The organism is Thiomonas sp. X19, assembly GCF_900089495.1.
In the GTDB taxonomy this organism is placed as follows: domain Bacteria; phylum Pseudomonadota; class Gammaproteobacteria; order Burkholderiales; family Burkholderiaceae_C; genus Thiomonas_A.
The window spans coordinates 3,834,339-3,858,511 of sequence record NZ_LT605203.1 but is presented as its reverse complement, the minus strand read 5'-3'; the positions used below and the strand labels follow the sequence as shown (position 1 = coordinate 3,858,511).

Sequence of the window (24,173 nt, the reverse complement as noted above, 5' to 3'; positions counted from 1 at the left end):
TCGCCTTAGACTGTGCTTAACCGCCCGGAACACACCCCGGGCAGCGCTGCTGCCGCTTTTCGCGCCGTTGGCGCCACAGCCCTTGGCCATACCCGAAACGTCCCCAAACCCCGCGCCGAACACGCGCCTGCCCCGCACCGTCTGGCTGCTCGGCTGGGTGAGTCTGTTCATGGACATGTCGTCCGAACTCATCCACGCGGTGCTGCCGGTCTACATGACCAGCGTGCTCGGCTTGAGCGTCGTGGTCGTCGGGCTGGTGGAAGGCCTTGCCGAAGCCACGGCCTCGGTGCTCAAGGCGTTTTCCGGCGCGCTGTCCGACCGCCTGGGCAAGCGCAAGCTGCTGGCGGTTCTGGGCTATGGACTTTCGGCCGCGACCAAGCCGCTGTTCCCGCTGGCATCGGGCGCGACGGAAGTGATCGCCGCGCGCTTCATCGACCGCATCGGCAAAGGCATTCGCGGCGCACCGCGCGATGCGCTGCTGGCCGATGCCACGCCCGAGCCGTTGCGCAACGCCGCCTACGGTTTGCGCCAGAGCATGGACACGGTGGGCGCTTTCCTCGGACCGCTGGCCGCCATCGGCCTGCTCTGGTGGCTGCACGACCGGCTGCGATTGCTGTTGTGGTTCGGTGTGCTGCCGGCCGTGGTGGCGGTGGGCATTCTCGTATTCGGGGTGCGCGAACCGGCGAACTTGGGCGCGCGCTCCGCGGTCTCCCGCAGCAAACAGCCGGGGGTGGACAAAGCGCCGCGCTTCGCCGTGGTCCGCAGCCTGCCGCGCCCCTACTGGGGCGTGGTGGCCTTGGCCGGGGTCTTCACCCTGGCCCGTTTGTCCGAGGCCTTTCTGGTGCTGCGCGGTCAGCAGCAGGGTGTGCCCTTGTTGTGGATTCCGCTCGTCACCCTGCTGTTCAGCCTGGTGTATGCAGCAAGCGCCTACCCCGCCGGCGTGCTGGCGCAGCGTTACGGCCGGCGCGTCTTGCTGCTGTCGGGGATGGGGGTTTTGCTCGCATCCATGCTGCTGCTGGCGCTGCCCGGCATGCCGGCACTTTGGCTGGGCGTGGCGCTGTACGGACTGCACCTGGGACTGACACAGGGGGTGTTCGCAGCCGCCGTGGCGGCCACCGCGCCACAGACTCTGCGCGGTACGGCGTTCGGGGTGTACTACCTCATCACCGGTTTGCTGCAATTGCTTGCCGGGTTCGGCGCGGGTTGGCTATGGCAAGACCTCGGCGCGCCCTACGCCTTCGGCACCGGGGCGGCACTGGCGGCAGGCGCCTTGATGCTGGCCGCATGGCAGAGCAGGGCGCGGTTCGGCTGAAACCGCCTGGATGAAGGGGCGGATCGGGCCTGCAAACTCGCCGCTGAATGGGCACAATGCGGTTTGATTCGCACGCCCATCGAAACCATTTCCGGAGACCACCATGACCACCACCCACGCCATTCGCATCGATCGCACCGGCGGCCCCGAAGTCCTGCAGTGGCAGGAGTTGCCGTTGGGCAACCCAGGCCCCGGTGAAGTGCGCGTGCGCCACGGCGCCGTAGGCGTGAACTTCATCGACATCTATCACCGCACCGGCCTCTATCCGCTGCAGTTCCCGGCCGGACTCGGCCTGGAAGCCGCGGGAACCGTGGAGGCCGTGGGCGAGGGCGTGACCAGCTTCGCGCCCGGCGACCGCGTGGCCTACTGCAACGGCCCGACCGGAGCCTACGCGCAGGCGCGGGTGATGCCGGCACGGGTGCTGGTGAAGCTGCCGGATGCGATTGCCTTCGATATCGCCGCAGCCATGATGCTCAAGGGCTTGACCGCCCAGTTCCTGCTGCGCCGCACCCGCAAGCTGCAGGCTGGCGATGTCGCCCTGTTCCACGCCGCCGCCGGCGGTGTCGGCCTGATCGCCGGGCAGTGGGCACGGGCGCTGGGCGTGCAACTCATCGGCACCGCCGGCAGCGACGAAAAGTGCCGCCTGGCGCTGCAAAACGGCTATGCCCATTGCATCAACTACCGCAGCGAAGACCTGGTGTCGCGCGTCAAGGAACTGACTGGCGGCAAGGGCGTTGCGGTGGTGTACGACTCGGTCGGCCGCGACACCTGGGAGCGCTCGCTCGCCTGCCTGCAACCCTTCGGCCTGATGGTCAGCTTCGGCAATGCCTCCGGCCCGGTGCCACCGGTGACTCTCACCGACCTGGCGGCCAAGGGTTCGCTCTACGTCACCCGGCCGACCTTGATGACCCATATCGCCGACCGCGACACGCTGGAACAGATGGCCGCGGAATTGTTCGCTGTGGTCGGCTCGGGTCAGGTCAAGCCGCTCATCGGCCAGCGCTTCGCCCTGCGCGATGCGGCGCAGGCGCACATCGCGCTGGAAAGCCGCGCCACCACCGGCAGCATCGTGCTTGAACCCTGAGCGGATGGACGGCGCGCCTTGCAAGGCGCTGCGTGCCTCAGCCCGCGTCGCCCTTGCGTTTGCGCGACTGGCGCCATTCGTCCAGCAGCAGCAGGACGGCTCCCACGAAGATGGAGCTGTCGGCCAGGTTGAACGCGGGCCAATGCCATTGCTGGCCGCCGACGGTGATGTAGAAATCGAGAAAGTCGGTGACATGACCCCACACCAGGCGGTCGGCGACATTCCCCAGGGCACCGCCGAGGATCAGCGCCAGCGCAAGGCTGAACAGCGTCTTGCCGCGATGCCGGAACAGCAGCCAGACGATGAGCGCGGAAGCGGCCAGACCCAGCACGGTGAACAGCCAGCGCTGCCAGCCCGCGGCCCCGGCGAGGAAGGAAAAAGCGGCACCCGGATTCTCGATGTGCACCAGGTTGAAAAACCCGGTGATGGGACGGCCGGCATAGAGCGGCAAGTCTTGCGTGATCAGCCATTTGCTGAACTGGTCGAGCGCCAGCACCAAGCCCGCCGTGAGCAACCAGGGCCAGACCTTGGGGCGCGCGTTGGACGCGGACTTGGGCATTGAGTCGGACGAAGGCGCGCGGCTGGGCTGGTTCATGGATGGGGTGGGTCAGGATGAGCGTGGCGGAATGCCGGTCGCGCAATGGTGTGCGGCGTGCTGTCAGGGCCGGCCGCCTCAGGCAAACCGGCGCACCTCGCCCGGCCCTTGCAGATTGCCCACGCAGCGCAGGCACAGCCCGGGGTGGCCGGCATCGGCGCCGACATCGGTTTCCCAATGCCAGCAGCGTTCGCATTTGCTGGCCCCGGCAGCATCGGCTGCCTGCACCTGCACGGCCAGTTCGCTGCCCTCCAGGAGTCTGGCCTGCGAGGTGATGAAGGCGAACTTGAGTTCATCCTGCAAGCTGGCGAGCAGGGCATGGTCGGGCTCGGGCGCCGTGAGGTCCACCCAGGCCTGCAGCGACGAGCCGAGCTTGCCTTCGGTGCGCACGGTTTCCACCGCGCGGTTGACCTCGTCGCGCACCGCGCGCACGCGCGCCCATTTGGCCAGCAACGCAGCAGCATCAGCCGGCTCCGGCAGGGCGTGATAAGTCTCGACGAAGATGCTGCCGGTCTCGGCGGCACGGGCCGGGGCGAAGTGGCGCCATGCTTCTTCCGCGGTGAAGCTGAGGAAGGGGGCAATCCAGCGCAGCATGGCGTTCGTGATGTGCCACAACGCGGTCTGCGCGCTGCGCCGCGGCAGGCCCTGGGCCGGGGTGGTGTAGAGCCGGTCCTTGAGCACGTCGAGGTAGAAGCCGCCGAGGTCTTCGGAGCAGAAGATGAGCAGCTTGGCCACGACCGGATGATATTCGTAGGCCTCGTAATGCTGCAGCAGCATGGCCTGGAATTCGCCAGCGCGGGCCAGCGCCCAGCAGTCGATCTCCAGCATCTGCTCCACCGCAACGGCCTGGGTGGCGGGGTCGAAATCGGCCACGTTGGCGAGCAGGAAGCGCAGGGTGTTGCGCACGCGGCGGTAGCTGTCGACCACGCGGGCGAGGATTTTGTCGTCGCCGGCGATGTCGCCCGAGTAGTCGCTGGAGGCCACCCACAGACGGATGATTTCGGCGCCGAGCTTCTTGCTGGTTTCCAGTGGATCCACGCCATTGCCCAGCGACTTGCTCATCTTGCGGCCCTGGCTGTCGACGGTGAAGCCATGGGTCAGCAGGCTTCTGTAGGGCGCGCGGCCTTCCAGCGCGCAGGCCAGCAGCAGCGAGCTGTGGAACCAGCCGCGGTGCTGGTCATGGCCTTCCAGATAGAGGTCAGCCTCGGGCCCGGTGTCGTGGTGGGCCTCGGGGTGGGTGCCGCGCAGGACGTGGAAGAAAGTCGATCCGGAGTCGAACCACACCTCGAGAATGTCGCTGCTCTTGATGTAGTGCGGCGCGTCGCCGGGGCCGAGGATGTCCTCGGCCGTGACGCGGCTCCAGGCCTCGATGCCGCCCTGCTCGACCAGGTTGGCCGCCTGGTCGAGGATGTCCATGGTGCGCGGGTGCAGCTCGCCCGTCTCCTTGTGCAGGAAGAAGGGCAGCGGCACGCCCCAGGCGCGCTGGCGCGAGATGCACCAGTCGGGCCGGTTGGCGATCATGTCGCGCAGCCGGGCGCGCCCGTTCTCGGGATAGAAGCCGGTGTGGTCGATGGCGTTCAGCGCCATCTGCCGCAGGGTCTTGGGCGCCTTGTCCTTGGTGAACACGCCTTCGCCTTCGTCCATGCGGATGAACCATTGCGCCGCGGCGCGGTAGATCACCGGACTCTTGTGGCGCCAGCAGTGTGGGTAGCTGTGCAGGATGTCTCGTGTCGCGAACAGCCTGCCGGCCTGGCGCAGGGCGTCGGTGATGACCGGCGCCGCCTTCCAGATCTGCATGCCGCCGAACAAGGGCAGGTCGGCGGCGTACATTCCGTCGCCCTGGACGGGGTTGAGGATGTCCTCGATGCGCATGCCGTGGGCGAGGCAGGAGTTGAAGTCGTCCAGGCCATAGGCGGGCGAGGAGTGCACGATGCCGGTGCCGTCGTCGGCCGTGGCGTAATCGGCGAGGTCAACGGGGCTGAGCCTGTCGTAGCCCGGGTCGATGGCTGCAAGCGGATGGCGGAAGTTGATGCCGGCCAGGCTCTGCCCCTTGGTGGTGGCGACGACGCGGCCTTCGAGCCCATAGCGCTGCAGGCAGTCCTCGACCCGCGCCGCGGCCAGCAGCAGCAGGCCGCGTGCGGTGTCCACCAGGCAGTAGTCGAGTTCCGGGTTGAGGTTGAGCGCCTGGTTGGCGGGCAGGGTCCAGGCCGTGGTGGTCCAGATGACGGCGTAGGCCTCCTGGTCCAGCCCGGGCAGGCCGAACGCGGCGGCGAGTTTTTCGGGCTCGGCGCACAGGAAACCCACGTCCAGGGTCTGGGACTTCTTGTCGGCGTACTCGATCTCGAACTCGGCCAGCGAGGAGTGGCAGTCGAAGCACCAGTGCACCGGCTTGAGGCCGCGGTAGACGAAGCCGCGCTCGATCACGCGCTTGAAGGCGCGGATCTCGCCGGCCTCGTTGGCCGGGTCCATGGTGCGATAGGGGTGGTCCCAGTCGCCGAGGATGCCCAGGCGCTTGAAGTCCGCCATCTGCTGCGCGATCTGCTCGGCGGCGTAGGCGCGGCTCTTGGCCTGCATGTCGTCGCGGCTCAAGTTGCGGCCATATTTCTTCTCGATGGCGTTCTCGATCGGCAGGCCGTGGCAGTCCCAGCCCGGGATGTACAGCGCGTCGAATCCGGCGAGCTGGCGCGACTTGGTGATCATGTCCTTGAGCACCTTGTTCACGGCGTGGCCCATGTGGATCTGGCCGTTGGCGTAGGGCGGACCGTCGTGCAGGATGAACTTCGGGCGTCCGACGCGCGCCGCGCGCAGGCGCTGGTACACGCCATGGGCCTCCCACTGCGCAATCCAGCCCGGTTCGCGCTTGGGCAGGTCACCGCGCATCGGAAAGGCAGTGTCGGGCAGGTTGAGCGTGGCGCGGTAATCGGGTTTGGAATCAGTCATGGCGAGAGCGGGGCGCCGGGAGGGCGCGAACGGAAGGGGTGGAGTGCGAAGCCGCAACAGGGCTGCGGGCCCGCGACGCGGATGCCGGGGCTCGCGTCAAATTCGGGATGAACTGGTGTGGCGGCGGGTGATCGCGAACCAGGCGCGCGCCTGCTGCACATCGGCGGCGATGGCCGCGGTCAGGGCATCCAGCGAGTCATAGCGCGCTTCATCGCGCAATTTATGCAGCAGTTCCACGCATACGAGTTTACCGTAGGCATCTCCCGCCCAATCGAGCACATAGGTCTCCAGCAGCACCCGGCCCGAGTCGTCCACCGTGGGGCGCAGCCCCAGGCTGGAAACGCCGTCCAGGGGCTGCTCGGCAAGGCCGTGCACACGCACGGCGAAGATGCCACGCGCCGCAGGACGGGCATGCGCCAGGCGCAGGTTAAGGGTCGGAAAGCCCAGCGTGCGCCCCAACTTGCGCCCATGCTGCACATGGCCGGAAATGACATAGGGCCGGTCGAGCAGGCTCGCCGCCAGAGTCATGTCACCGCTGGCCAGGGCCTGTCGCACGGCGGAGCTGGAAACGCGCTGCCCATGCACTTCATAGGCGTTCAAGCGGGCCACGTCGAAGCCCAGGCGCAGACCTTGCGCGTCGAGCATGGCGTAGTCGCCAACGCGCTTGGCGCCGAAGCGAAAGTCGTCGCCAACCAGCACATAGCGCGCATGCAGCCCGTCGAGCAGCACCTGCTGGATGAAGTCCTGGGCTGGCAGAGATGCCAGTTGCTGGTTGAAGCGCAGCACGACCACGCGATCGACGCCGCAGCGCTCCAATTCCGCCAGCTTGTCACGCAGGCTGGCCACGCGCGCTGGAGCCAGATCCGGCATGCCTTGCATGGCGGCGAAATAGTCGCGCGGATGGGGCTCGAAGGTCAACACGCAGGAGGCCAGCTTGCGATGCCGCGCCTCGCTCACCAGCAAGGCAAGCATGGCCTGGTGCCCGCGGTGGACACCATCGAAATTGCCGATGCTGACAGCGCTGGGTGTCGCCAGCGCCGCGTGATGAAAGCCGCGAAAAACCTGCATGGGAGGTGGTGCTCGTCGAGTCAACACAGCCACCTTGTGGCACCGGGGCAACGGTGCGCTGGTCGGCTGTTGGGGATTTGTGGCGCGCTTCGCACGATGCTCTTGCAAACACACCAATCGGTGTATAGTAGGTCCTGCAGTCGCTTCAAGACGGGTAGTTTCTACCTACAGTTAGGTTTCATGAGTTTCAATACACCGGCTGGGCTTGTTGAAGATTTGCATTCTTCTTAATGTTCAAGATTCGAAAGGATGATTATGCCCACCGGCATCGTGAAATGGTTCAATGAAAGCAAGGGTTTTGGTTTTATCAAACCCGACGAAGGCGGCGAAGACCTGTTCGCTCACTTCAGTGAAATCCAATCCAAGGGTTTCCGTACCCTGCAAGAAAATCAGCGCGTGGAATTCACCGTGAAGGCTGGCCCCAAGGGCCCGCAAGCTTCACAGATCCGCCCCATCTGAGATCAAAGTTTTCTGCTTGCGGCGCACTGCGAGGTCCCTCTCGCCGCGTCGCCCCAGGCTCTGAAAAACCGGCTCCTCGAGCCGGTTTTTTTATTTATGATCACGCGCCTCGGTTCGCCCTGCATGGCGCGGCCGTCCCTGGAGACAGCGTGCTGGAACAGTGGATTCACGATTGGGGCTATGCAGCCGTCGCCGTGGGCGCATTTGCCGAAGGCGAAACCGTGTTGCTGGCCGCGGGCTACGCAGCCCATCGTGGCCTGCTCAATTGGGGGCTGGTCGTCTTGGTGGCGGCGCTTGCAGCCACCCTGGGCGATCAATTCTTCTATTGGATCGGACGCTTATGGGGTGCGCGTTTGTTGGCGCGTTTTCCCCGGCTGGCCGCGCAGTTTCCACGCGTCGAAAGTTTGTTGCGGCGCTACCCGCATTGGGCCATCATCGGCGTGCGCTTTTTGTATGGACTGCGTATTGCAGGGCCCATCATCATTGGCACGGCAGGCGTCACACCAGGCCGGTTTGCGCTGTTCAATGCAGTCGGCGCTTTGATCTGGGCTCCTTTGTTCGCCGGCCTGGGATGGGTGTTTGGACAGGCGCTTTCGGTGTTGTCCGGGCAAGTGCAGCGGGTCGAGATCGGTTTGCTCTTGCTCCTGGCTCTGGTGTTTGTGGTTTGGTGGCTGGTTGCACGCCGCCGGGGCCGGCGTGGTCAAGCGCCGCGTTAAAACACGGCCAACACGACTTCTGCCGCTTGCCGCATGACAGCATTCCTGCCGTATGCAGGCCGCAGTGCCAGACAAGCGCATGCCATTAGACTGAGCCGAACATCATTTGCAAAGCGAGTTTCGCGAGACCAACCGTGACGACAACCAGAGTCCTGACAGGCATCACGACCACGGGTACTCCCCACCTCGGCAATTACGTCGGTGCCATCCGGCCGGCAATCCAAGCCAGTCGACGTGAGAACGTACAGAGTTTTTTTTTCCTGGCGGATTACCACGCGCTGATCAAGTGTGACGATCCACAGCGCATCGCGCGCTCCCGCTTGGAACTCGCCGCCACTTGGCTGGCCAGCGGCCTGGATCCAGAGCTGGTCACGTTCTACCGCCAGAGCGACGTGCCCGAAGTTCTGGAACTGACCTGGCTGCTGACCTGCGTGTGCCCCAAGGGCATGATGAACCGGGCCCATGCCTACAAGGCCGCTTGTGATGCCAATGCCGCCGCCGGGGAGGATCTGGACGCAGGTGTGACCATGGGTTTGTTCAGCTATCCCGTGTTGATGGCGGCTGACATCCTGATGTTCAACGCCCATCTGGTTCCGGTCGGCCGTGATCAGGTGCAGCACATCGAAATGACACGCGATTTGGCACAGCGCTTCAATCACATGTTCGGTGGCGGACGCGATTTTTTTGTGCTGCCCGAAGCGGTGGTCGAAGAGCAGGTTGCGACTCTGCCAGGACTCGATGGGCGCAAGATGAGCAAGAGCTACGACAACGCCATCCCTTTGTTCGAGGGCGGAACCAAGGCCCTGGGTGAAGCCATCGCACGCATCGTGACCGACTCCAGGCTTCCTGGGGAGCCGAAGGATCCCGACGCTTCGCACCTGGTGACGCTGTATGAAGCCTTTGCCGAGCCCGAGCAGAACGCCAACTTTCGGAACGAACTGCGAGCCGGCTTGGGCTGGGGGGAGGCCAAGCAGCACTTGTTCGCCCTGGTGGAGGCCGAACTGGCGCCCATGCGCGCACGCTATGTCGAGTTCATGGCGCACCCGGATCGGCTGGAAGATCTCTTGATGGCCGGGGCCGACAAGGCGCGCCGTCTGGCGCAGCCGTTCATCGCTGAACTGCGTCAGGCCGTGGGCTTGCGCCGCATGCTGGCTGTCGCGCGCGCATCACCCGGTGAGTCGGACGGCGGCAAGGCCGACAGGGGCAAGCTTGCTGCACCGTCATTCAAGCAATACCGCGAGGCGGATGGCTTGTTCTATTTCAAGTTCACCGGACCCGGCGACCGTGTTTTATTGCAAAGCCATGGCTTTGCCCAGGGCAAGGAGGCTGGGGCGTGGATCCAAAAACTCAAGGCGGATGGTGGGGCCGTGCTGGCTACCGCGCCAGTGGTCTTGCCACAAGGTGTGAAGCCGGACGAGGTGCTTGAAGCCTTGTCGGCGCTTGCCAGTTCTTGAGAGTCCGCGGGGGACCGCCCGCGGACGCCTCAGGCTCTCAAGAAACAAAATGGGTTGAAGGCCGGTTTCATGCTGGCACCGGGTTTGGATGGATCTGGAAGCCAAGGGCAGCGGCGCGGCGCTTGAGGGCGACGATTGAGCGCTCGCGCTGCTGATCTTCATAGCGCTGCTGGCCTTGATCGACGAACGCCTCGCCACGCGTCAGCATGAAATACACCATGCGCGCCAGCTTGTGCGCGGTGGCGGTATTGGCACGCGGCTTGTCCATGCGGCCCGACAAGCGGCGGTAGAACGCGCCGAGGGCCGAGTCGCTGTGCGACAGGCTCATCGCGGCCATCTTCAGCGCCTGCCTGACCCGATTGGCGGATCGCCGGGTCTTGGCTGACAGCACCTTGCCGCCGCTGATCTTCGTGCCCGGACACAGCCCCAACCAAGAACAGAAGTGCTTGACGTTGGCAAAGCGACTCAGGTTGGGGCCGACCTCCGAGAGGATCTTCATCACCGCAGCCAGACCCAGGCCGTTGATGCGCGTGAGATCGACGCCGGCCCAGTTGGCCAGAATCTGGCGTGCGTCGAACTGCGCGCGCAGCTTGCTGCCTGCACGAGGCGTCTTGCCCAGATCGACCTTGGCCGCGCCAAGCTGGCTCAGCAGTCCTTGCAGCTTGGCGTCGCATTCGCCCAGGTGCCGGGCAATGTCGTCATACATCGCCAGCGCCTGGCGCAGCACGAACAGGTGCTCATCGCGCCAATTGCCCGTCAAGGCCTTGGCAATCTCCGTCTCACTGGCCTTGACACGAGCGTTGCGATACCGGGCCAGCGTCTTGGGGTCGCGCTCGCCAGCGACGATGGCGCGGATGATGGCTTGTCCCGTCAGTCCCATGACATCGGTCAGAACCTCGGTGAGCTGGATGTTCATCTGCACCAGCGCCTTTTGCATGCGCTGCACCCAACTGGCCTGCTCGGCCAAGAGCACGTCGCGCTGACGGGCCACGGCACGCACCACACAGACCTCATCGGTCGGGCGGAACGCCGCGCGCAAGAACCCCAGGCTCATCAACTTCTGCAACCACTGGCAGTCCTGCACATCGCTCTTGCGCCCAGGCACATACTTCATCTGCCGCGCATCGACCAAAAACACCGTCAAGCCGCGTTGCTCCAGCACCTCGAACACCGGGATCCAGTACACCCCGGTGGACTCCAGCGCCACGGTGTCGACCCCACACGCGAGCAGCCAGTCGGCCATGGCGTGCAGATCGTCGGTCATCGCACCGAACTCGCGCACCGGTTCGTCGCAGGCTTGCCGGGGTACCGCCACCCAGTGGCTCGACCCTCCTACGTCGATACCCGCCGCGTTGGGGAAGACCAGATCATCATCTCGCTTGCGCATCGCCATCGTTTGCTCCAAGATTGTCAACGAACGGCAGCGCCATGGGAGTCGTCGAATTCGACTCGATCTCTNCCTCTCAAGAAACAAAATGGGTTGAAGGCCGGTTTCATGCTGGCACCGGGTTTGGATGGATCTGGAAGCCAAGGGCAGCGGCGCGGCGCTTGAGGGCGACGATTGAGCGCTCGCGCTGCTGATCTTCATAGCGCTGCTGGCCTTGATCGACGAACGCCTCGCCACGCGTCAGCATGAAATACACCATGCGCGCCAGCTTGTGCGCGGTGGCGGTATTGGCACGCGGCTTGTCCATGCGGCCCGACAAGCGGCGGTAGAACGCGCCGAGGGCCGAGTCGCTGTGCGACAGGCTCATCGCGGCCATCTTCAGCGCCTGCCTGACCCGATTGGCGGATCGCCGGGTCTTGGCTGACAGCACCTTGCCGCCGCTGATCTTCGTGCCCGGACACAGCCCCAACCAAGAACAGAAGTGCTTGACGTTGGCAAAGCGACTCAGGTTGGGGCCGACCTCCGAGAGGATCTTCATCACCGCAGCCAGACCCAGGCCGTTGATGCGCGTGAGATCGACGCCGGCCCAGTTGGCCAGAATCTGGCGTGCGTCGAACTGCGCGCGCAGCTTGCTGCCTGCACGAGGCGTCTTGCCCAGATCGACCTTGGCCGCGCCAAGCTGGCTCAGCAGTCCTTGCAGCTTGGCGTCGCATTCGCCCAGGTGCCGGGCAATGTCGTCATACATCGCCAGCGCCTGGCGCAGCACGAACAGGTGCTCATCGCGCCAATTGCCCGTCAAGGCCTTGGCAATCTCCGTCTCACTGGCCTTGACACGAGCGTTGCGATACCGGGCCAGCGTCTTGGGGTCGCGCTCGCCAGCGACGATGGCGCGGATGATGGCTTGTCCCGTCAGTCCCATGACATCGGTCAGAACCTCGGTGAGCTGGATGTTCATCTGCACCAGCGCCTTTTGCATGCGCTGCACCCAACTGGCCTGCTCGGCCAAGAGCACGTCGCGCTGACGGGCCACGGCACGCACCACACAGACCTCATCGGTCGGGCGGAACGCCGCGCGCAAGAACCCCAGGCTCATCAACTTCTGCAACCACTGGCAGTCCTGCACATCGCTCTTGCGCCCAGGCACATACTTCATCTGCCGCGCATCGACCAAAAACACCGTCAAGCCGCGTTGCTCCAGCACCTCGAACACCGGGATCCAGTACACCCCGGTGGACTCCAGCGCCACGGTGTCGACCCCACACGCGAGCAGCCAGTCGGCCATGGCGTGCAGATCGTCGGTCATCGCACCGAACTCGCGCACCGGTTCGTCGCAGGCTTGCCGGGGTACCGCCACCCAGTGGCTCGACCCTCCTACGTCGATACCCGCCGCGTTGGGGAAGACCAGATCATCATCTCGCTTGCGCATCGCCATCGTTTGCTCCAAGATTGTCAACGAACGGCAGCGCCATGGGAGTCGTCGAATTCGACTCGATCTCTCAAACGGGATGCACATCGCTGTGCTCACCACTGTCGCCGACGATTCCCGGACCATGCTCACGAGCGGGCTCACCTCACGGCGTCCTACAACGCCGCAGGCTCGCACCAATGACTTGTCGGTCATCTCGGCACTGCCGTTCACCTTGTAGCCCAAAGATCGTTTCTTCGCGAACGCCGGGCGCCCCCAGGGGCTCACGAGCGGGCTCACCTCACGGCGTCCTACAACGCCGCAGGCTCGCACCAATGACTTGTCGGTCATCTCGGCACTGCCGTTCACCTTGTAGCCCAAAGATCGTTTCTTCGCAAACGCCGGGCGCCCCCAGGGGCTTGGGATGCTCATGAGAAAACGCCGGGCCACCCCAAGTTTTCTCACCCCCCTCGGGGGGCCTGACGCAAAGCGGCAGGTCTGGGGGCCCCCTCAGAGCAGCAGCTTGAAAGGGGTCAGCAGCAGGCCGAGCACGGTTTGTGTCAGGCCCATGAGGGGAATCAGCCAGACGGTGGTGATGATCCCGGTGAGCACCAGCGCCATGACGATGAAAAACCCGTACGGCTCGATGCGTGACAGGGCGATGGCTTGGCGCACCGGCAGCAGGCCGACCAGGACGCGGCCACCGTCGAGCGGCGGGATGGGGAACAGGTTGAACACGAACATGACGATGTTGACCAAAATACCCGCTCGGGCCACGTCATAGAAATAGATTTCAGTGTTGCCGAAGGCGTTCAAGGCAATGAGCGCCAGCCCCCACAAAAAAGCCTGAAGGAAATTGGAGCCGGGGCCAGCCAGTGCCACCCAGATCATGTCGCGCTTGGGGTTGCGCAAGGCGCCGAAGTTCACCGGCACCGGTTTCGCGTAGCCAAAAAGGAAAGCGCCACCGGTGGCGAAATACAGCATCAATGGCACGAGGATGGTGCCGATGGGGTCGATGTGGCGTGCCGGGTTGAGCGACACGCGCCCCATCATGTAAGCCGTGTTGTCACCGAAATGACGTGCCGCATAACCATGCGCAGCCTCGTGCAGGGTGATGGCGAAGAGCACCGGCAACGCATAGATGGTGACGGCCTGGATGAGTTGGTCCATGAATGGCTTGTGGGGATTGGGGGTTCGGGGATGGGGTCAGGATCAGGATTTGTGCTGCAGGGCTGGCGTCATGCTTCGGCGCTCAGACCCAGTGGGCCGAGTGCGCCGCGTCCCAAGCGCACCACCGTGGGCGGAGCGCTGCAAAGATCGATCACCGTGGTGGCTTGCTGCGGACAGGGCCCCGAATCGAGCACCAGTTCCACCAGTTTTTCGAGTTGGGTGCGAATGTCCTCAGGGTCATTCAAGGACTCGGATTGACCGGGAAGGATGAGCGTGGTGGCGAGCAGGGGCTGACCCAGTTCGGCCAGCAGCGCGTGGGTGACGGTATGTTCCGGCACGCGCACGCCGATGGTCTTGCGCGAGGGGTGCGACAGGCGTCGCGGCACTTCTTTGGTGGCTTCCAGAATGAAGGTGTAGGGTCCGGGTGTGGCTGCGCGCAGCAGGCGGAACTGGCGGTTGTCCACCAGCGCATAGGCGCCGAGTTCCGACAGATCGCTGCAGAGCAGGGTGAGATGGTGCTTGTCGTCGACCTGGCGGATGCGGCGCAGGCGCTCGGCTGCGGCCTTGTCGTCCAGATGGCAGACCAGGGCATACGACGAGTCGGTGGGAATGGCCGCGATGCCGCCGCCGTGGAGAATCGCACAGGCTTGCTTGATGAGCCGCGGCTGCGGATTGTCGGGATGGATGTGGAAGTATTGCGCCATGCTGAATGCGGAAGGAGCGGCTGATGCGGCATTGTCCGCCAGGCAGGCGGGGTCGAGCCGTCAGTGCAACAACTCCCAGATGGGGGCGAGATCGGCGGGAAGCGGCGGGAGTTGGCCCAGATCGCAGCGACTTTCCTGCGGACTGTGGAAGTCCGAGCCGCGCGAAGCGCGCAAATTGAACGCCAGTGCCATGCCGGCGTACTTGCGGAAATCCGCCGCGCTGTGGCTGCCCGTCATCACTTCAACCCCGGCGCCGCCCATGTCCTTGAAGCTGGTGAACAGCGCCAGCTCCTCGGTCGAGCTGAAGCGGTAGCGCCCGGGGTGGGCGATCACGGCATGTCCGCCTGCGGCCTGAATCCAGCCCAGCGCGTCTTGCAGCGTGGCCCAGTCGTGTTCGACATAGCCCGGCTTGCCGGGGGTGAGGAAGCGCCCGAACACTTCATGTGTATTGCCGCAGATGCCGTGCTCGACCAGGAAGCGGGCGAAATGGGTCCGCGAGATCAGGGCCGGGTTGCCGGCATGCCGCGCTGCGCCGAGATAGACGTCGCGCAGGCCCGTTTGCCGCTCGAGCGATCGCGCCATCATGTGGGCGCGCAATTCGCGCCCGGAGCGCACCTGGGCCAAACCGGCCAGCAAGGTTGGGTGGGCCGGGTCGATGCCCAGGCCCACGATGTGCACGGTTTGCGCCCCCACCGAAACGGAGATTTCCACACCCGGCACGAACCGCAGGCCCAGGGCAAGTGCAGCTTCGCCGGCCTCGGCAAGGCCGCCGGTTTCATCGTGATCGGTCAGTGCCCAGAGCTGCACGCCATTGCCATGCGCGCGGTGGGCCAGTGCAGCAGGTGCAAGCGTTCCGTCCGACACGGTCGAATGGCAGTGCAGATCGGCGTTGGGTGCAGCAGGCATGGCTGGATTCTAGGCCGCTGCCCCCTTGTGACCCCGGGTAAGGCTATCGGCCCGCTGTCGCTGCCGGCCAGGCGTTCGCCGTCGCAAGCATGACTTGGCAGGAAGGCTGCCGGCTGCTGCAATAGGGTTTCATTGTTGCTTCCTGGACGGCAAACCCGCATGCACTCGGCCCACAAGCCCAGCGAAACTCCCGCGACCACATGGCTGCGCGGCCGGTCCGCCGACTTCAGTTTGCACGTCTACGACTACGTGGACCATGGCGGAGCGACCTGGGGCGCTGAAGCCCTGGGACTTCCCCTGCACGCCGTGATCAAGACTCTGGTGATGCAGAGCGAAACGGCAAAGCCGCTTGTGGTGCTGATGCATGGCGATTGCCAGGTTTCGACCAAGAACCTGGCGCGGGCCATCGGCGTCAAAACCATACAGCCCTGCAGCCCCGCCGCGGCGCAGCGGCACAGTGGCTACCAGGTGGGTGGAACCTCGCCGTTCGCCTTGCGCAAGACCATGCCCATCTATGTCGAGGCAACGGTGCTGGAGCTGGAGCGCATCTACATCAACGGTGGGCGCCGTGGCCTGCTGCTGGGGATGGAGCCGGCCCTGCTCATGGCGCAGCTTCATGCGCAACCCGTGCACTGTGCCCTGCCACTGGCCTGAGTTGCGAATTCCGGATTGCCGATCCAGGCAGCTTGCCAGCTCGATGGCTTGCATGGCGATCCTGAACCCGGGGTCAATAGAATCCGCAGCGATGAATCTCACCTTCACCGCCCTTCTTGCCGCCCTTGCCGCCTATCTGCTCGGCTCCATTGCCTTTGCCGTGGTCGTCAGCCGGTTCATGGGGCTGCCGGACCCACGCGGTTTCGGCTCCGGCAATCCGGGCGCCACCAATGTGCTGCGCTCAGGCAGCAAGCTGGCCGCCGTGTCGACCCTGTTGCTCGATGCCTTCAAGGGTTGGCTGCCGGTCTGGCTGGCGTCTTGGGGCGCCCAGGCCGGGTGGCTTGAGCCCGCCGCTGTGCCCCTGGTGGCCGTGGCCGTTTTTCTGGGTCATCTCTACCCCGTCTTTTTCCAGTTCAAGGGGGGCAAAGGCGTGGCCACCGCAGCCGGCATCCTGCTGGCCATCAGCCCCTGGTTGGGTTTGGCGACGATCGCAACCTGGTTGATCGTCGCCATCTTCACGCGCTACTCGTCCCTGGCGGCGCTCTCGGCGGCCGTGTTCGCACCGTTCTACGACTGGCTGGGTAGCGGATTGGTTTGGAAGGGCGACATGGCCATGCTGCTGGCGATCGTCGCCATCTCGGCGCTGGTGGTGTGGCGGCACCGCAGAAATGTCCGCAATCTGCTGGATGGCAAGGAAAGTCGCATCGGGCGCAAGCAGCCCTAGCCTTGACGCCGATGGTCGATCAGTAGCGCGCCGTCAACGTCAGCTGGTCGGCGTTGTGCTGCAAATCCATGTGCTTGAGAAAGCTCATGCCCAGTAACACGATGGGCAGCGACGAGTCCTGGATGACGGCTGGCACTTCGCGGCGTTCGATGGTGCCGACGCGCACGGAACTCAACATGATTTCGGTTGCCTGGACGACGCCGTTGGCCGTGTGCACGGCAATCGGGCGCCCGCCTTGTAGCGACAGGCCGAGTTGAATCGCCTGCGCGCGGCTCAGGGACACCATGGTGGCTCCGGTGTCCACCATCATGCGAACGAGTTTGCCGTTGATGCGCCCTTCAGTGACGAACTGGCCATTCGGCAGCGCTTGCAGCACGGTCGATGCCGCGCCCTTGCCAGCCAGGTTCACGGGGCTTGCACCCACGCGCAGCTCCTGCTGTTGGCCGCCCACACTCACCACGGCCGACCCGTCGCCCACGCGCACGACTTTCACGCCCTGCCGGCTTTGCCCCGCAGCCACAGCCTTGGGCGCAGCGCCGTCGATCACCAGCAAGGCCTTGTCGCCGAAACTGCCGACCAGACTCACACTCTGCGCGCCAGCTGCGGCACAGCCGCCGAACAGGGCCAAGGCCGCGAGCTGACGCAGCCGCCGCAATGCCTGCAGCCGACATGCGGCAGCCGTGGAGGGCGAAGCGCGCATCAGTCGCGAAAGTTGGTGAACGACAACGGCGCGTCGGTGATGGCCTTGCTCAGCAAGGCCATGGCGGTTTGCAGGTCGTCGCGCTTGGCCCCGGTGATGCGCACCACATCTCCCTGAATGGCCGATTGCAGCTTGAGCTTGGACTCCTTCACCGCCGTGGTGATGCGTTTGGCCAAGTCCTGCGGAATGCCGGATTTCACGGTGATGACCTGCTTGACCTTGTCGCCGCCGATGGTCTCGATTTTCCCGAGATCGAGAAAGCGCACGTCCACATTGCGCTTGGCCATCTTGCTCATCAGCACGTCACGCACCTGGCCGAGCTGGAAGTCGCTGTCAGCCCAGGCCGTGATGAGCTTGTCGGCCAGGTCGACCTTGGCCGAACTGCCCTTGAAGTCGAAACGGTTATGGGTTTCCTTGCTGGTCTGGTCGACCGCATTGCGGATCTCGATCAGGTTGGGTTCAAGGACTGCGTCGAAAGATGGCATGGTGCTGGATCGGGCGAAGATAATGGCCGTTTGGCCGAAGCCACCGATTGTATGGACCTGCAACTCGAAACCCACGTTCCCCTGGCCGCCATGAACACCTTCGGTGTGGCAGCGCACGCCGCCCGCTTGGTGCGCGTGCACAGCCAGCGTGAGGTGCGGCAACTGGTCGACCACCCCGAACTCGGTGTGCTGCCGAAACTCGTACTGGGCGGCGGCAGCAACCTGCTGCTCACACGTGACCCGCAGGCGCTCGTCGTCAAAATCGAGATCGGCGGCTTGCGCGTGGTGCGCGACGGCGCCGATGCCACCATTCTCGAAGCCGGTGCGGGTGTGGGCTGGCACGATCTCGTGCGCTGGAGCCTGGAGCAAGGCTTCGGGGGGCTGGAGAACCTCGCCCTCATCCCCGGAACCGCTGGCGCCGCGCCGGTGCAGAACATCGGCGCCTATGGACTGGAGCTGGCGGAGCGCTTCGAGTCGCTCGACGCCGTCGACCTGACCACCGGCCGCGTCGTCACGCTGGACGCGGCTGCCTGCCGCTTCGGCTATCGCGACAGCCTGTTCAAACGCGAGCTGGCTGGCAAGTCCATCATCACGCAGCTGCGTTTGCGCCTGCCCAAACCTTGGAGGCCGGTGCTCGGCTATGCCGACCTGGAACGGCACTTCGGCAAACTCGGCATTGCCGCGCCCGATGCGTGGCAGATTTTCGAGGCTGTGTGCACGATCCGCCGCGCCAAACTGCCCGATCCAGCCGTACTTGGCAATGCCGGCAGTTTCTTCAAGAACCCGGTGGTCAACCGCACCATCCGCAATGAAATCCTGCAGGACTTTCCCGAGATCGTCAGCTATCCGCTGGAGGATGGCACCTACAAACTGGCTGCTGCGTGGATGATCGATGCCAGTGGCTGGAAGGGCAAGAGCCTTGGCCGCGCCGCCGTGGATGCGCGCCACGCCCTGGTTCTGGTGAACAAGGGAGGGGCCAGCGGCGAGGAGATTCACGCACTGGCCAGCGCCGTGCAGCAGGCTGTGGCGCAGAAATTCGGCATCACGCTCGAATACGAGCCCGTGCTGGTTTGATCAGCCTGCCTGCAGGAAAGCAGGCCTGAAAAAAGGCGCCGAAGCGCCTTGCTCTGAGCCGACGGTCCTGCCAACGCAGAGGTCGACGGGACCGTGCAGTTGTCGCCTTACTGCAGACCGACCGTGGGGTTGCCCAGATTGGTCCACTCGATCATCGAGCCGGCGTAGAGCTTGGAGTTCTGGTTGCCCAGAATTTCGTGGGTCACGAACCAGGCGCCGGACGCCAGGTGACCGGTGTTGCAATAGGTCACGGTGGGCGCATTCGGCTGGATGTTGAACTCGGCGTAGATCTTCTTGTAGTCGTCGGCCGTCATGAACTCGTGCGCAGCGCCCACGGGCTTGACGATGGCGTCGGTCGGGAAGGAACGTGCGCCGGGCAGATGGCCGGCCGTCTTGTTGATCGGCTTCTTCACGATGCCGAGGAACTGGGCCGTGGGACGCGCGTCGACAAACTGGTCGGAACCCTTTTGCAGACCTTCCTTGACCTGCTGCATCGAAGCCAGAATGCTCTTGTCTTCCGTGCCAGCAGTCCAATTGCCGGGGGCGGTCGCAGCCTTGTCGGCCACCACAGGGAAGCCTGCCTGCAGCCAGGCGTTCACACCGCCATTGAGGATGGCGAGCTTGTCGCGCGGCTCGCCGAAGTAGCGCAGTTGGAAGTACAGGCGGGTGGCCATGTCCATCGAATCGACGCTTTCGCCAGTGGGAACGATCACGATGGGCTTGTCGGTCTTGTTCAGGCCGGCATCGTCCATGGCCTTGGTGAAGAACGCGGCCGTGGGAAGCTGGGCCTTGATCTTCACGCCGTCGACGGTGCGCTCTTCACGAATCTTGCCAAAATCGACGGATATCGCCCCCGCGAGATGGCCGCCGGTTTGCACCAGATCTTTCTTGCCGGTTTTTTTGTCGACTTCGAACTTCGGTTCGGCGGTGAAGGTCTTCATGTCGTCACGAATGTCGACGATGGTGACCTCGTTCATATGCTCGTGCAGCCATTGCGGGGTGACCAACGGCCCGGGAAGGCCAGCGGCGGATGCCATCTGGGCAGCAGCTCCCAGAATGCCGGCACCAATCAAGTTGACTAATTTCATGCTTCTCTCCTCGTTGAACAAAAAATACCGGATCGGATTTGGGTTTCAGCCGATACCGGCGCCCTCCAAAAATTGAAACTGCTTCGCAAGGTCGATGCGACACTGGCTCAGGATATGGGTGCGTCGATCCTCGAACACGCGTTCGGGATCTGCGTGAAGTGTTCTTGTGGCGATGCGCGCATCGCGTCGCCGGACGAGCGCGGCGATTTGCACGGCGAATAATCGCACCATGCCTTCGACCCAGCGTGCGGCTGCTGCCGGCTTGGCTTGCGCCATGTCGATTTTGTGCACCGTGCGAATCACGGCCGGGGCAGGCAGCCACTGCTCGGCAGTGACCCAGCGGTTGGTGGTGAACAAGCGCAGGGGAAAGCCGCGCTCGTCCACGGAAATGCCGACGAGATGGGTGTAATCGGGGGTGGAACCGGGGGGGGCATCGGCAGTCAGGTCAGCGGTCAAATCAGCTGGGTCAGCGGAACTGAGTTCGAGGCCAGCCTTGTTCCCGTTTCGCAAGGTTGGAGCCGGCCCAAACACATGAAAATGGCCATGTTCACCGGCCATGCGCCCGCTCGCTGCGTGTGCGTGGTAATAAAAGCGGTAGCCGGTGCGTGCATCGACGGCGTCGTTGTTCGGGTAATGCGCCCATTCTTCGAACTGGGTGTGCTTGCCGAGCACATCGGCAAGCACACCGGTGCCGCGTCGTGAATACGTCTGGATGCAGTCCAGCACATCCTCGGCAGCCTGGAGCATTTGCTGCCGTTGCAATCGAGGCTCCATGCGCATCAAGCGCTGCATCTCGGAGGCGCCGAGCCGAAGGTGTGACGACGACTCGGATGATCTGACTTGCATGGATCAAGAGTGGAACGCGACTGGAGTCTCAGCGCAAAAACAGCGACGAAGCTGCGGGAATCAATGCCCGATAGCCAGCGCTGGGGATTACTTCGAAGGTGCGCAGGGGTTGCTGGACTTGTGTTCCTGCTTGCCTGGGGCGCAGGGGTTGCCGGCCTTTTTCTCCATATTCGTTTTCTTGTCCGTTTTTTTGGACGAAGGTGCGCAAGGATTGCTTGGGGCGCAGGGGTTGGCCGCGGCTTGTGCCGTGGGCGCGCCGGACAGGCTGCTCAGAGCTTGGGGCATGGGAGCAACGATGGCAGCGGCAAGCGCCAGAGCGGGCAGGGCATGAGACAACTTGAGGCGCGATTTGGCCATTGAAAATCTCCTGAGGGCGGTGGAAAAGACAACAAAAACGTGGGGCTCGATACTCAGCCAAATGAGCATCTGGCTGGTTGGACTTCAACGCGTGAGCGAGGGAAAGGTGCACAGGCGCCGCGTTGATCGGAGAAAGAGCAGTCCACGGCCGAGCTGGCGCGTGGACTGCTCCTGACACGCTCAGGAATGCTGCGTGACCGTCATGCCCGATGCCTTCCGGGGCATGGACGCTGCAGGAGATGCTTGGTTGGTGCGTGTGAGGTAGCCAACCCCCACCAGAATCGCAAACAGCAATCCCCAGACGGCCCAAGCGGGCATGTGCAGGAGTTGCGGTACGGTCAGTGAGTCGGGGCCCACCTGCTTCCAGGCCCAGCTTTCGATGGACGCCGAGAAGCCGTTGAAAACCAGCGTACCGAGGCCGATGCCGAGAAGGAAGATCAAGCCGTCAAGCTTGCCGGAGAACAGCGCAACCAGCGAAGTGCCTGGGCAGTAGCCACCGATGGCCATGCCGGCACCGATGCCCACGCCGCCCAAGGCGCTGCCCCAGATGAAGACGGAAGGCACGAACATGTCGCTGGCGACATTCACCAAGCCCAAGCCTTGCATCAGATACAAGCCGCCGGACGCCACGATGATGGCGGTGAACATGACCTTGAACACGGCCCAGTCCTTCAAACGCAACTGCGCCGTGAGTTTGCAGCCGCTGCCAAAACCGGCGTTTTCCAGCACATAGCCGAAGACGACGCCAAGGATGATGCCCGAAAGTGGACCGGTATAACCGAGAGGGAAGCTCATTTCCAAAGTCCTTTCGTCATTTGACCGAACACGATACCGGCGATGAAAAACCCGATGAGGAAGAGGAAGCCTGCGGCAGCCAGCGTGGCCGACCCTGACAGGCCCATGCCGCTGGTGCAGCCCAGCGCCAGACGCGCACCGAAGCCTGCGGCAATACCACCGGCGAGTGCCAGCACGAGGCGCAGACTGCGCCCGGCCTGCGTGGGTCCGTCAACCTGGAACTTGAAGCGTCCAGCCAGCACGCTGCCGATGAGGGCGCCGATGGCCAGGCCAACCACCTCCCAGACGATCCAGCGGTTCAGGCCAACGTCGAACATGCCGTGCAAATAGGTGTGTTGCGCGACGATGGCGGGGTCGATCCGGCCAGCCACGGCGGCTGTGGCCAGGGTGGTTGCTCCGGTGACACCATAGCCATTGCCGGTGACGATAAAGGTGGCCAGGAGTCCCAAACCGAGGACCACCCCGGCGACATAGGGATTCCAAAGGGGGCGTGGGGTTCGCATGATCGTGTCTTCCTCCTGGGATGCGTGTGAAAACTGCGTTTGACCAAATTTCCTCGAAATTGATAGGCGCTTTGGGGAACTGCGTCGAGTATAGACAGGTTCCCGTCATGCTTCCTGGAGTATTAGGGTTTGTCCAGGGGAGGGCAAACACGGACTGAGACTCGATTGGATTGACCCATGTCAATGATCCATCCATACTTGCGCTGCGGATCCGGTACCTGCATATCGCCGTGGGTATGCTTCGCTGACCGGTCAATGGCCAGATCAGTCAAAGATCGGCGGATCGGCAGACTGACAAACACAATGGCAAACGCAACAACGGGAATGCACAGCTACGCCTGCCGTGCCAAATCCTGAATGCGTCGATGACTGGGGCGGCTGCGCGCCGTGGCGCGTGGCTTCAGGCAATTGATCAGGACCGTTTCGGAGGAAACAACCTATGGCACACATCGTCGTTCTAGGGGCTGGCATCGGTGGCATGCCGGCTGCCTATGAGGCCCGCGCCCTGCTCGGGAAGGAACACAAGATCACGGTCATCAATGCCGTGGACTACTTTCAGTTCGTTCCTTCGAATCCCTGGGTCGCGGTGGGTTGGCGCTCGCGCGAGGAAGTCGTGTTCCCGATGCGTCCGTATCTCGAGCGCAAGGGCATTGATTTCATCGCGCAAGCTGCCACCGACATCGACGCCGCCGGCAACAACATCACGCTGCAGAACGGCGACAAGGTCCATTACGACTACCTGATGATCACCACCGGTCCGAAGCTGTCGTTCGAGGAAGTGGAGGGTTCCGGTCCACACGGCGGATACACCCAGTCCATTTGCACCATCGACCACGCCGAAAAATGCTACGAGGACTTTCAGAAGCTGTGCGACAGCCCGGGGCCCGTCATCATCGGTGCCTTGCCGGGGGCCAGCTGCTTCGGACCCGCTTACGAGTACACCATGATCCTGGATGCGGTCTTGCGCAAGAAAAAAATGCGCAGCAAAGTGCCCATCACCTTCGTCACCGCCGAGCCCTATATCGGGCACCTGGGGCTGGACGGCGTGGGCGACTCCAAGGGCATCATGGAGCACGAGTACCGCGAGCACGACATCCGTTGGATCACCAATGCCAAGACCACCAAGGTCGAGGCCGGGAAGATGTTTGTCGACGAACTCGACATGCAAGGCAATGTTCTGAAGAAGCATGAATTGCCCTTCAAGCATGCCATGATGCTGCCGCCCTTCAAGGGTGTCGATGCCGTGGCCAAGGTCGAAGGTTTGTGCAATCCGCGTGGCTTCGTCATGGTCGACGGTTTCCAGCGCAGCCCGAAATACAAGAACATCTATTCGGCCGGCGTGTGCATCGCGATCCCCCCCGTGGGCCCGACCCCGGTGCCCTGCGGCGTGCCCAAGACCGGTTACATGATCGAGTCCATGATCACGGCCATCGTCCACAACATCCAGGAAGAACTGGCGGGTCAACAGCCTTCCCACAAAGGGACCTGGCAGGCCATTTGCCTGGCCGACTTCGGCACCACCGGCGCGGCCTTCGTCGCCATTCCGCAGATACCCCCACGCGACGTGAACTGGTTCGGTTCCGGCAAATGGGTGCATCTGGCCAAGATCGCCTTCGAGAAGTACTTCATCCGCAAGATGAAGAAGGGTAACTCCGAGCCGATTTACGAGAAGTACGTGATGAAGCTCATCGGCTTCAAGCGACTGCAGGACAAGGTGCTGCATCCGCACCACCAGACCTGAAGCCAT

General features: G+C 63.9%; 24 protein-coding genes. 9 read left to right on the top strand and 15 right to left on the bottom strand.

Translation table 11 applies throughout. From position 1 onward, the window contains the following. Positions 1 to 88: 88 nt before the first annotated feature. A complete protein-coding gene (locus THIX_RS18785) occupies positions 89 to 1,312 on the top strand; it encodes an MFS transporter (RefSeq protein WP_371413017.1) in 1,224 nt (407 codons plus the stop codon). Between the two features lie 103 nt (positions 1,313 to 1,415). Further along, the gene (locus THIX_RS18780; protein ID WP_112487409.1) at positions 1,416 to 2,396 is read left to right on the top strand and encodes a quinone oxidoreductase; all 981 of its coding nucleotides are present in this window, start codon (positions 1,416 to 1,418) and stop codon (positions 2,394 to 2,396) included. A 37-nt stretch (positions 2,397 to 2,433) separates the two neighbouring features. Here THIX_RS18780 and lspA read toward each other — a convergent pair whose 3' ends face one another. From lspA to THIX_RS18765, 3 genes are all read right to left on the bottom strand, one after another. Then, on the bottom strand, positions 2,434 to 2,955 hold the full coding sequence (gene lspA, locus THIX_RS18775) for a signal peptidase II (protein WP_112487408.1): 522 nt from the start codon (positions 2,953 to 2,955) through the stop codon (positions 2,434 to 2,436). A gap of 114 nt (positions 2,956 to 3,069) precedes the next feature. After that, positions 3,070 to 5,931: an isoleucine--tRNA ligase gene (ileS, locus tag THIX_RS18770; RefSeq protein ID WP_112487407.1), complete on the bottom strand. Its 2,862-nt coding sequence runs from the start codon at positions 5,929 to 5,931 to the stop codon at positions 3,070 to 3,072. Between the two features lie 96 nt (positions 5,932 to 6,027). Continuing rightward, a complete protein-coding gene (locus THIX_RS18765; RefSeq protein ID WP_112487406.1) occupies positions 6,028 to 6,999 on the bottom strand; it encodes a bifunctional riboflavin kinase/FAD synthetase in 972 nt (323 codons plus the stop codon). A 255-nt stretch (positions 7,000 to 7,254) separates the two neighbouring features. Here THIX_RS18765 and THIX_RS18760 point away from each other — a divergent pair, with 255 nt between their 5' ends. From THIX_RS18760 to THIX_RS18750, 3 genes are all read left to right on the top strand, one after another. Next, complete coding sequence (locus THIX_RS18760; protein ID WP_031405959.1) at positions 7,255 to 7,458, top strand: cold-shock protein; 204 nt, start codon at positions 7,255 to 7,257, stop codon at positions 7,456 to 7,458. A gap of 149 nt (positions 7,459 to 7,607) precedes the next feature. Beyond that, positions 7,608 to 8,174 (top strand): DedA family protein, encoded by a 567-nt coding sequence (locus tag THIX_RS18755; RefSeq protein ID WP_112487405.1) that lies wholly within the window; start codon positions 7,608 to 7,610, stop codon positions 8,172 to 8,174. 134 nt (positions 8,175 to 8,308) lie between these two features. After that, positions 8,309 to 9,628 carry a tryptophan--tRNA ligase gene (locus tag THIX_RS18750; protein WP_112487404.1) on the top strand — a complete coding sequence of 440 codons (1,320 nt, stop codon included), beginning with the start codon at positions 8,309 to 8,311 and terminating at the stop codon, positions 9,626 to 9,628. Positions 9,629 to 9,695: 67 nt separating this feature from the next. Here the strand turns inward: THIX_RS18750 and THIX_RS18745 are convergent, their stop codons facing one another. The 5 genes from THIX_RS18745 to THIX_RS18725 form a co-directional block, all read right to left on the bottom strand. Next, positions 9,696 to 11,021: an IS110-like element ISCARN20 family transposase gene (locus tag THIX_RS18745; protein ID WP_086558138.1), complete on the bottom strand. Its 1,326-nt coding sequence runs from the start codon at positions 11,019 to 11,021 to the stop codon at positions 9,696 to 9,698. Between the two features lie 100 nt (positions 11,022 to 11,121). Then, entirely contained in the window at positions 11,122 to 12,447 is a 1,326-nt protein-coding gene (locus tag THIX_RS18740) for an IS110-like element ISCARN20 family transposase (RefSeq protein ID WP_086558138.1), read from the bottom strand. Between the two features lie 483 nt (positions 12,448 to 12,930). Further along, positions 12,931 to 13,590, bottom strand: a complete 660-nt coding sequence (locus THIX_RS18735; protein ID WP_112487403.1) for a site-2 protease family protein — start codon at positions 13,588 to 13,590, stop codon at positions 12,931 to 12,933. Between the two features lie 68 nt (positions 13,591 to 13,658). Then, positions 13,659 to 14,294, bottom strand: a complete 636-nt coding sequence (locus THIX_RS18730) for an L-threonylcarbamoyladenylate synthase (protein WP_112487402.1) — start codon at positions 14,292 to 14,294, stop codon at positions 13,659 to 13,661. A 60-nt stretch (positions 14,295 to 14,354) separates the two neighbouring features. Continuing rightward, positions 14,355 to 15,200: a 3',5'-nucleoside bisphosphate phosphatase gene (locus tag THIX_RS18725; protein ID WP_112487401.1), complete on the bottom strand. Its 846-nt coding sequence runs from the start codon at positions 15,198 to 15,200 to the stop codon at positions 14,355 to 14,357. A gap of 159 nt (positions 15,201 to 15,359) precedes the next feature. On the opposite strand from THIX_RS18725, the gene THIX_RS18720 reads away from it, so the two are divergent. Together THIX_RS18720 and plsY are read left to right on the top strand one after the other, a co-directional pair. After that, complete coding sequence (locus THIX_RS18720) at positions 15,360 to 15,854, top strand: aminoacyl-tRNA deacylase (RefSeq protein WP_112487400.1); 495 nt, start codon at positions 15,360 to 15,362, stop codon at positions 15,852 to 15,854. A gap of 91 nt (positions 15,855 to 15,945) precedes the next feature. Next, the gene (gene plsY, locus THIX_RS18715) at positions 15,946 to 16,578 is read left to right on the top strand and encodes a glycerol-3-phosphate 1-O-acyltransferase PlsY (protein ID WP_112487399.1); all 633 of its coding nucleotides are present in this window, start codon (positions 15,946 to 15,948) and stop codon (positions 16,576 to 16,578) included. 19 nt (positions 16,579 to 16,597) lie between these two features. On the opposite strand, the gene THIX_RS18710 is transcribed toward plsY, so the two are convergent. Together THIX_RS18710 and THIX_RS18705 are read right to left on the bottom strand one after the other, a co-directional pair. Next, positions 16,598 to 17,278: a TIGR02281 family clan AA aspartic protease gene (locus THIX_RS18710; protein WP_112487398.1), complete on the bottom strand. Its 681-nt coding sequence runs from the start codon at positions 17,276 to 17,278 to the stop codon at positions 16,598 to 16,600. Beyond that, complete coding sequence (locus THIX_RS18705) at positions 17,278 to 17,763, bottom strand: YajQ family cyclic di-GMP-binding protein (RefSeq protein ID WP_112488465.1); 486 nt, start codon at positions 17,761 to 17,763, stop codon at positions 17,278 to 17,280. Before THIX_RS18705 ends, THIX_RS18710 begins: the two co-directional genes overlap by 1 nt. 51 nt (positions 17,764 to 17,814) lie before the next feature. Between THIX_RS18705 and murB the strand changes: the two genes are divergently transcribed. Beyond that, positions 17,815 to 18,837 (top strand): UDP-N-acetylmuramate dehydrogenase, encoded by a 1,023-nt coding sequence (murB, locus tag THIX_RS18700; protein WP_112487397.1) that lies wholly within the window; start codon positions 17,815 to 17,817, stop codon positions 18,835 to 18,837. Positions 18,838 to 18,944: 107 nt separating this feature from the next. Here the strand turns inward: murB and THIX_RS18695 are convergent, their stop codons facing one another. From THIX_RS18695 to THIX_RS18675, 5 genes are all read right to left on the bottom strand, one after another. Continuing rightward, entirely contained in the window at positions 18,945 to 19,925 is a 981-nt protein-coding gene (locus tag THIX_RS18695) for a sulfurtransferase (RefSeq protein WP_112487396.1), read from the bottom strand. A 45-nt stretch (positions 19,926 to 19,970) separates the two neighbouring features. Further along, entirely contained in the window at positions 19,971 to 20,771 is an 801-nt protein-coding gene (locus THIX_RS18690) for a hypothetical protein (RefSeq protein WP_158540955.1), read from the bottom strand. A gap of 87 nt (positions 20,772 to 20,858) precedes the next feature. Continuing rightward, complete coding sequence (locus THIX_RS18685) at positions 20,859 to 21,128, bottom strand: hypothetical protein (protein WP_112487394.1); 270 nt, start codon at positions 21,126 to 21,128, stop codon at positions 20,859 to 20,861. A gap of 180 nt (positions 21,129 to 21,308) precedes the next feature. Then, complete coding sequence (locus tag THIX_RS18680) at positions 21,309 to 21,923, bottom strand: YeeE/YedE thiosulfate transporter family protein (protein ID WP_112487393.1); 615 nt, start codon at positions 21,921 to 21,923, stop codon at positions 21,309 to 21,311. Then, on the bottom strand, positions 21,920 to 22,486 hold the full coding sequence (locus THIX_RS18675; protein WP_256360013.1) for a YeeE/YedE thiosulfate transporter family protein: 567 nt from the start codon (positions 22,484 to 22,486) through the stop codon (positions 21,920 to 21,922). The genes THIX_RS18680 and THIX_RS18675 overlap by 4 nt, the downstream gene beginning before the upstream one ends. A 379-nt stretch (positions 22,487 to 22,865) precedes the next feature. Between THIX_RS18675 and THIX_RS18670 the strand changes: the two genes are divergently transcribed. Then, complete coding sequence (locus THIX_RS18670; RefSeq protein WP_112487391.1) at positions 22,866 to 24,167, top strand: NAD(P)/FAD-dependent oxidoreductase; 1,302 nt, start codon at positions 22,866 to 22,868, stop codon at positions 24,165 to 24,167. Positions 24,168 to 24,173 lie beyond the last annotated feature (6 nt).

Bases quoted from the DNA above. Each gene is read 5' to 3' on its own strand.
- THIX_RS18780 (WP_112487409.1), top strand. From the start codon at position 1,416: ATGACCACCACCCACGCCATTCGCATCGATCGCACCGGCGGCCCCGAA.
- lspA (WP_112487408.1), bottom strand. From the start codon at position 2,955: ATGCCCAAGTCCGCGTCCAACGCGCGCCCCAAGGTCTGGCCCTGGTTG.
- ileS (WP_112487407.1), bottom strand. From the start codon at position 5,931: ATGACTGATTCCAAACCCGATTACCGCGCCACGCTCAACCTGCCCGAC.
- THIX_RS18765 (WP_112487406.1), bottom strand. From the start codon at position 6,999: ATGCAGGTTTTTCGCGGCTTTCATCACGCGGCGCTGGCGACACCCAGC.
- THIX_RS18760 (WP_031405959.1), top strand. From the start codon at position 7,255: ATGCCCACCGGCATCGTGAAATGGTTCAATGAAAGCAAGGGTTTTGGT.
- THIX_RS18745 (WP_086558138.1), bottom strand. From the start codon at position 11,021: ATGGCGATGCGCAAGCGAGATGATGATCTGGTCTTCCCCAACGCGGCG.
- THIX_RS18740 (WP_086558138.1), bottom strand. From the start codon at position 12,447: ATGGCGATGCGCAAGCGAGATGATGATCTGGTCTTCCCCAACGCGGCG.
- THIX_RS18735 (WP_112487403.1), bottom strand. From the start codon at position 13,590: ATGGACCAACTCATCCAGGCCGTCACCATCTATGCGTTGCCGGTGCTC.
- THIX_RS18730 (WP_112487402.1), bottom strand. From the start codon at position 14,294: ATGGCGCAATACTTCCACATCCATCCCGACAATCCGCAGCCGCGGCTC.
- THIX_RS18725 (WP_112487401.1), bottom strand. From the start codon at position 15,200: ATGCCTGCTGCACCCAACGCCGATCTGCACTGCCATTCGACCGTGTCG.
- THIX_RS18720 (WP_112487400.1), top strand. From the start codon at position 15,360: ATGCACTCGGCCCACAAGCCCAGCGAAACTCCCGCGACCACATGGCTG.
- plsY (WP_112487399.1), top strand. From the start codon at position 15,946: ATGAATCTCACCTTCACCGCCCTTCTTGCCGCCCTTGCCGCCTATCTG.
- THIX_RS18710 (WP_112487398.1), bottom strand. From the start codon at position 17,278: ATGCGCGCTTCGCCCTCCACGGCTGCCGCATGTCGGCTGCAGGCATTG.
- THIX_RS18705 (WP_112488465.1), bottom strand. From the start codon at position 17,763: ATGCCATCTTTCGACGCAGTCCTTGAACCCAACCTGATCGAGATCCGC.
- murB (WP_112487397.1), top strand. From the start codon at position 17,815: ATGGACCTGCAACTCGAAACCCACGTTCCCCTGGCCGCCATGAACACC.
- THIX_RS18695 (WP_112487396.1), bottom strand. From the start codon at position 19,925: ATGAAATTAGTCAACTTGATTGGTGCCGGCATTCTGGGAGCTGCTGCC.
- THIX_RS18690 (WP_158540955.1), bottom strand. From the start codon at position 20,771: ATGCAAGTCAGATCATCCGAGTCGTCGTCACACCTTCGGCTCGGCGCC.
- THIX_RS18685 (WP_112487394.1), bottom strand. From the start codon at position 21,128: ATGGCCAAATCGCGCCTCAAGTTGTCTCATGCCCTGCCCGCTCTGGCG.
- THIX_RS18680 (WP_112487393.1), bottom strand. From the start codon at position 21,923: ATGAGCTTCCCTCTCGGTTATACCGGTCCACTTTCGGGCATCATCCTT.
- THIX_RS18670 (WP_112487391.1), top strand. From the start codon at position 22,866: ATGGCACACATCGTCGTTCTAGGGGCTGGCATCGGTGGCATGCCGGCT.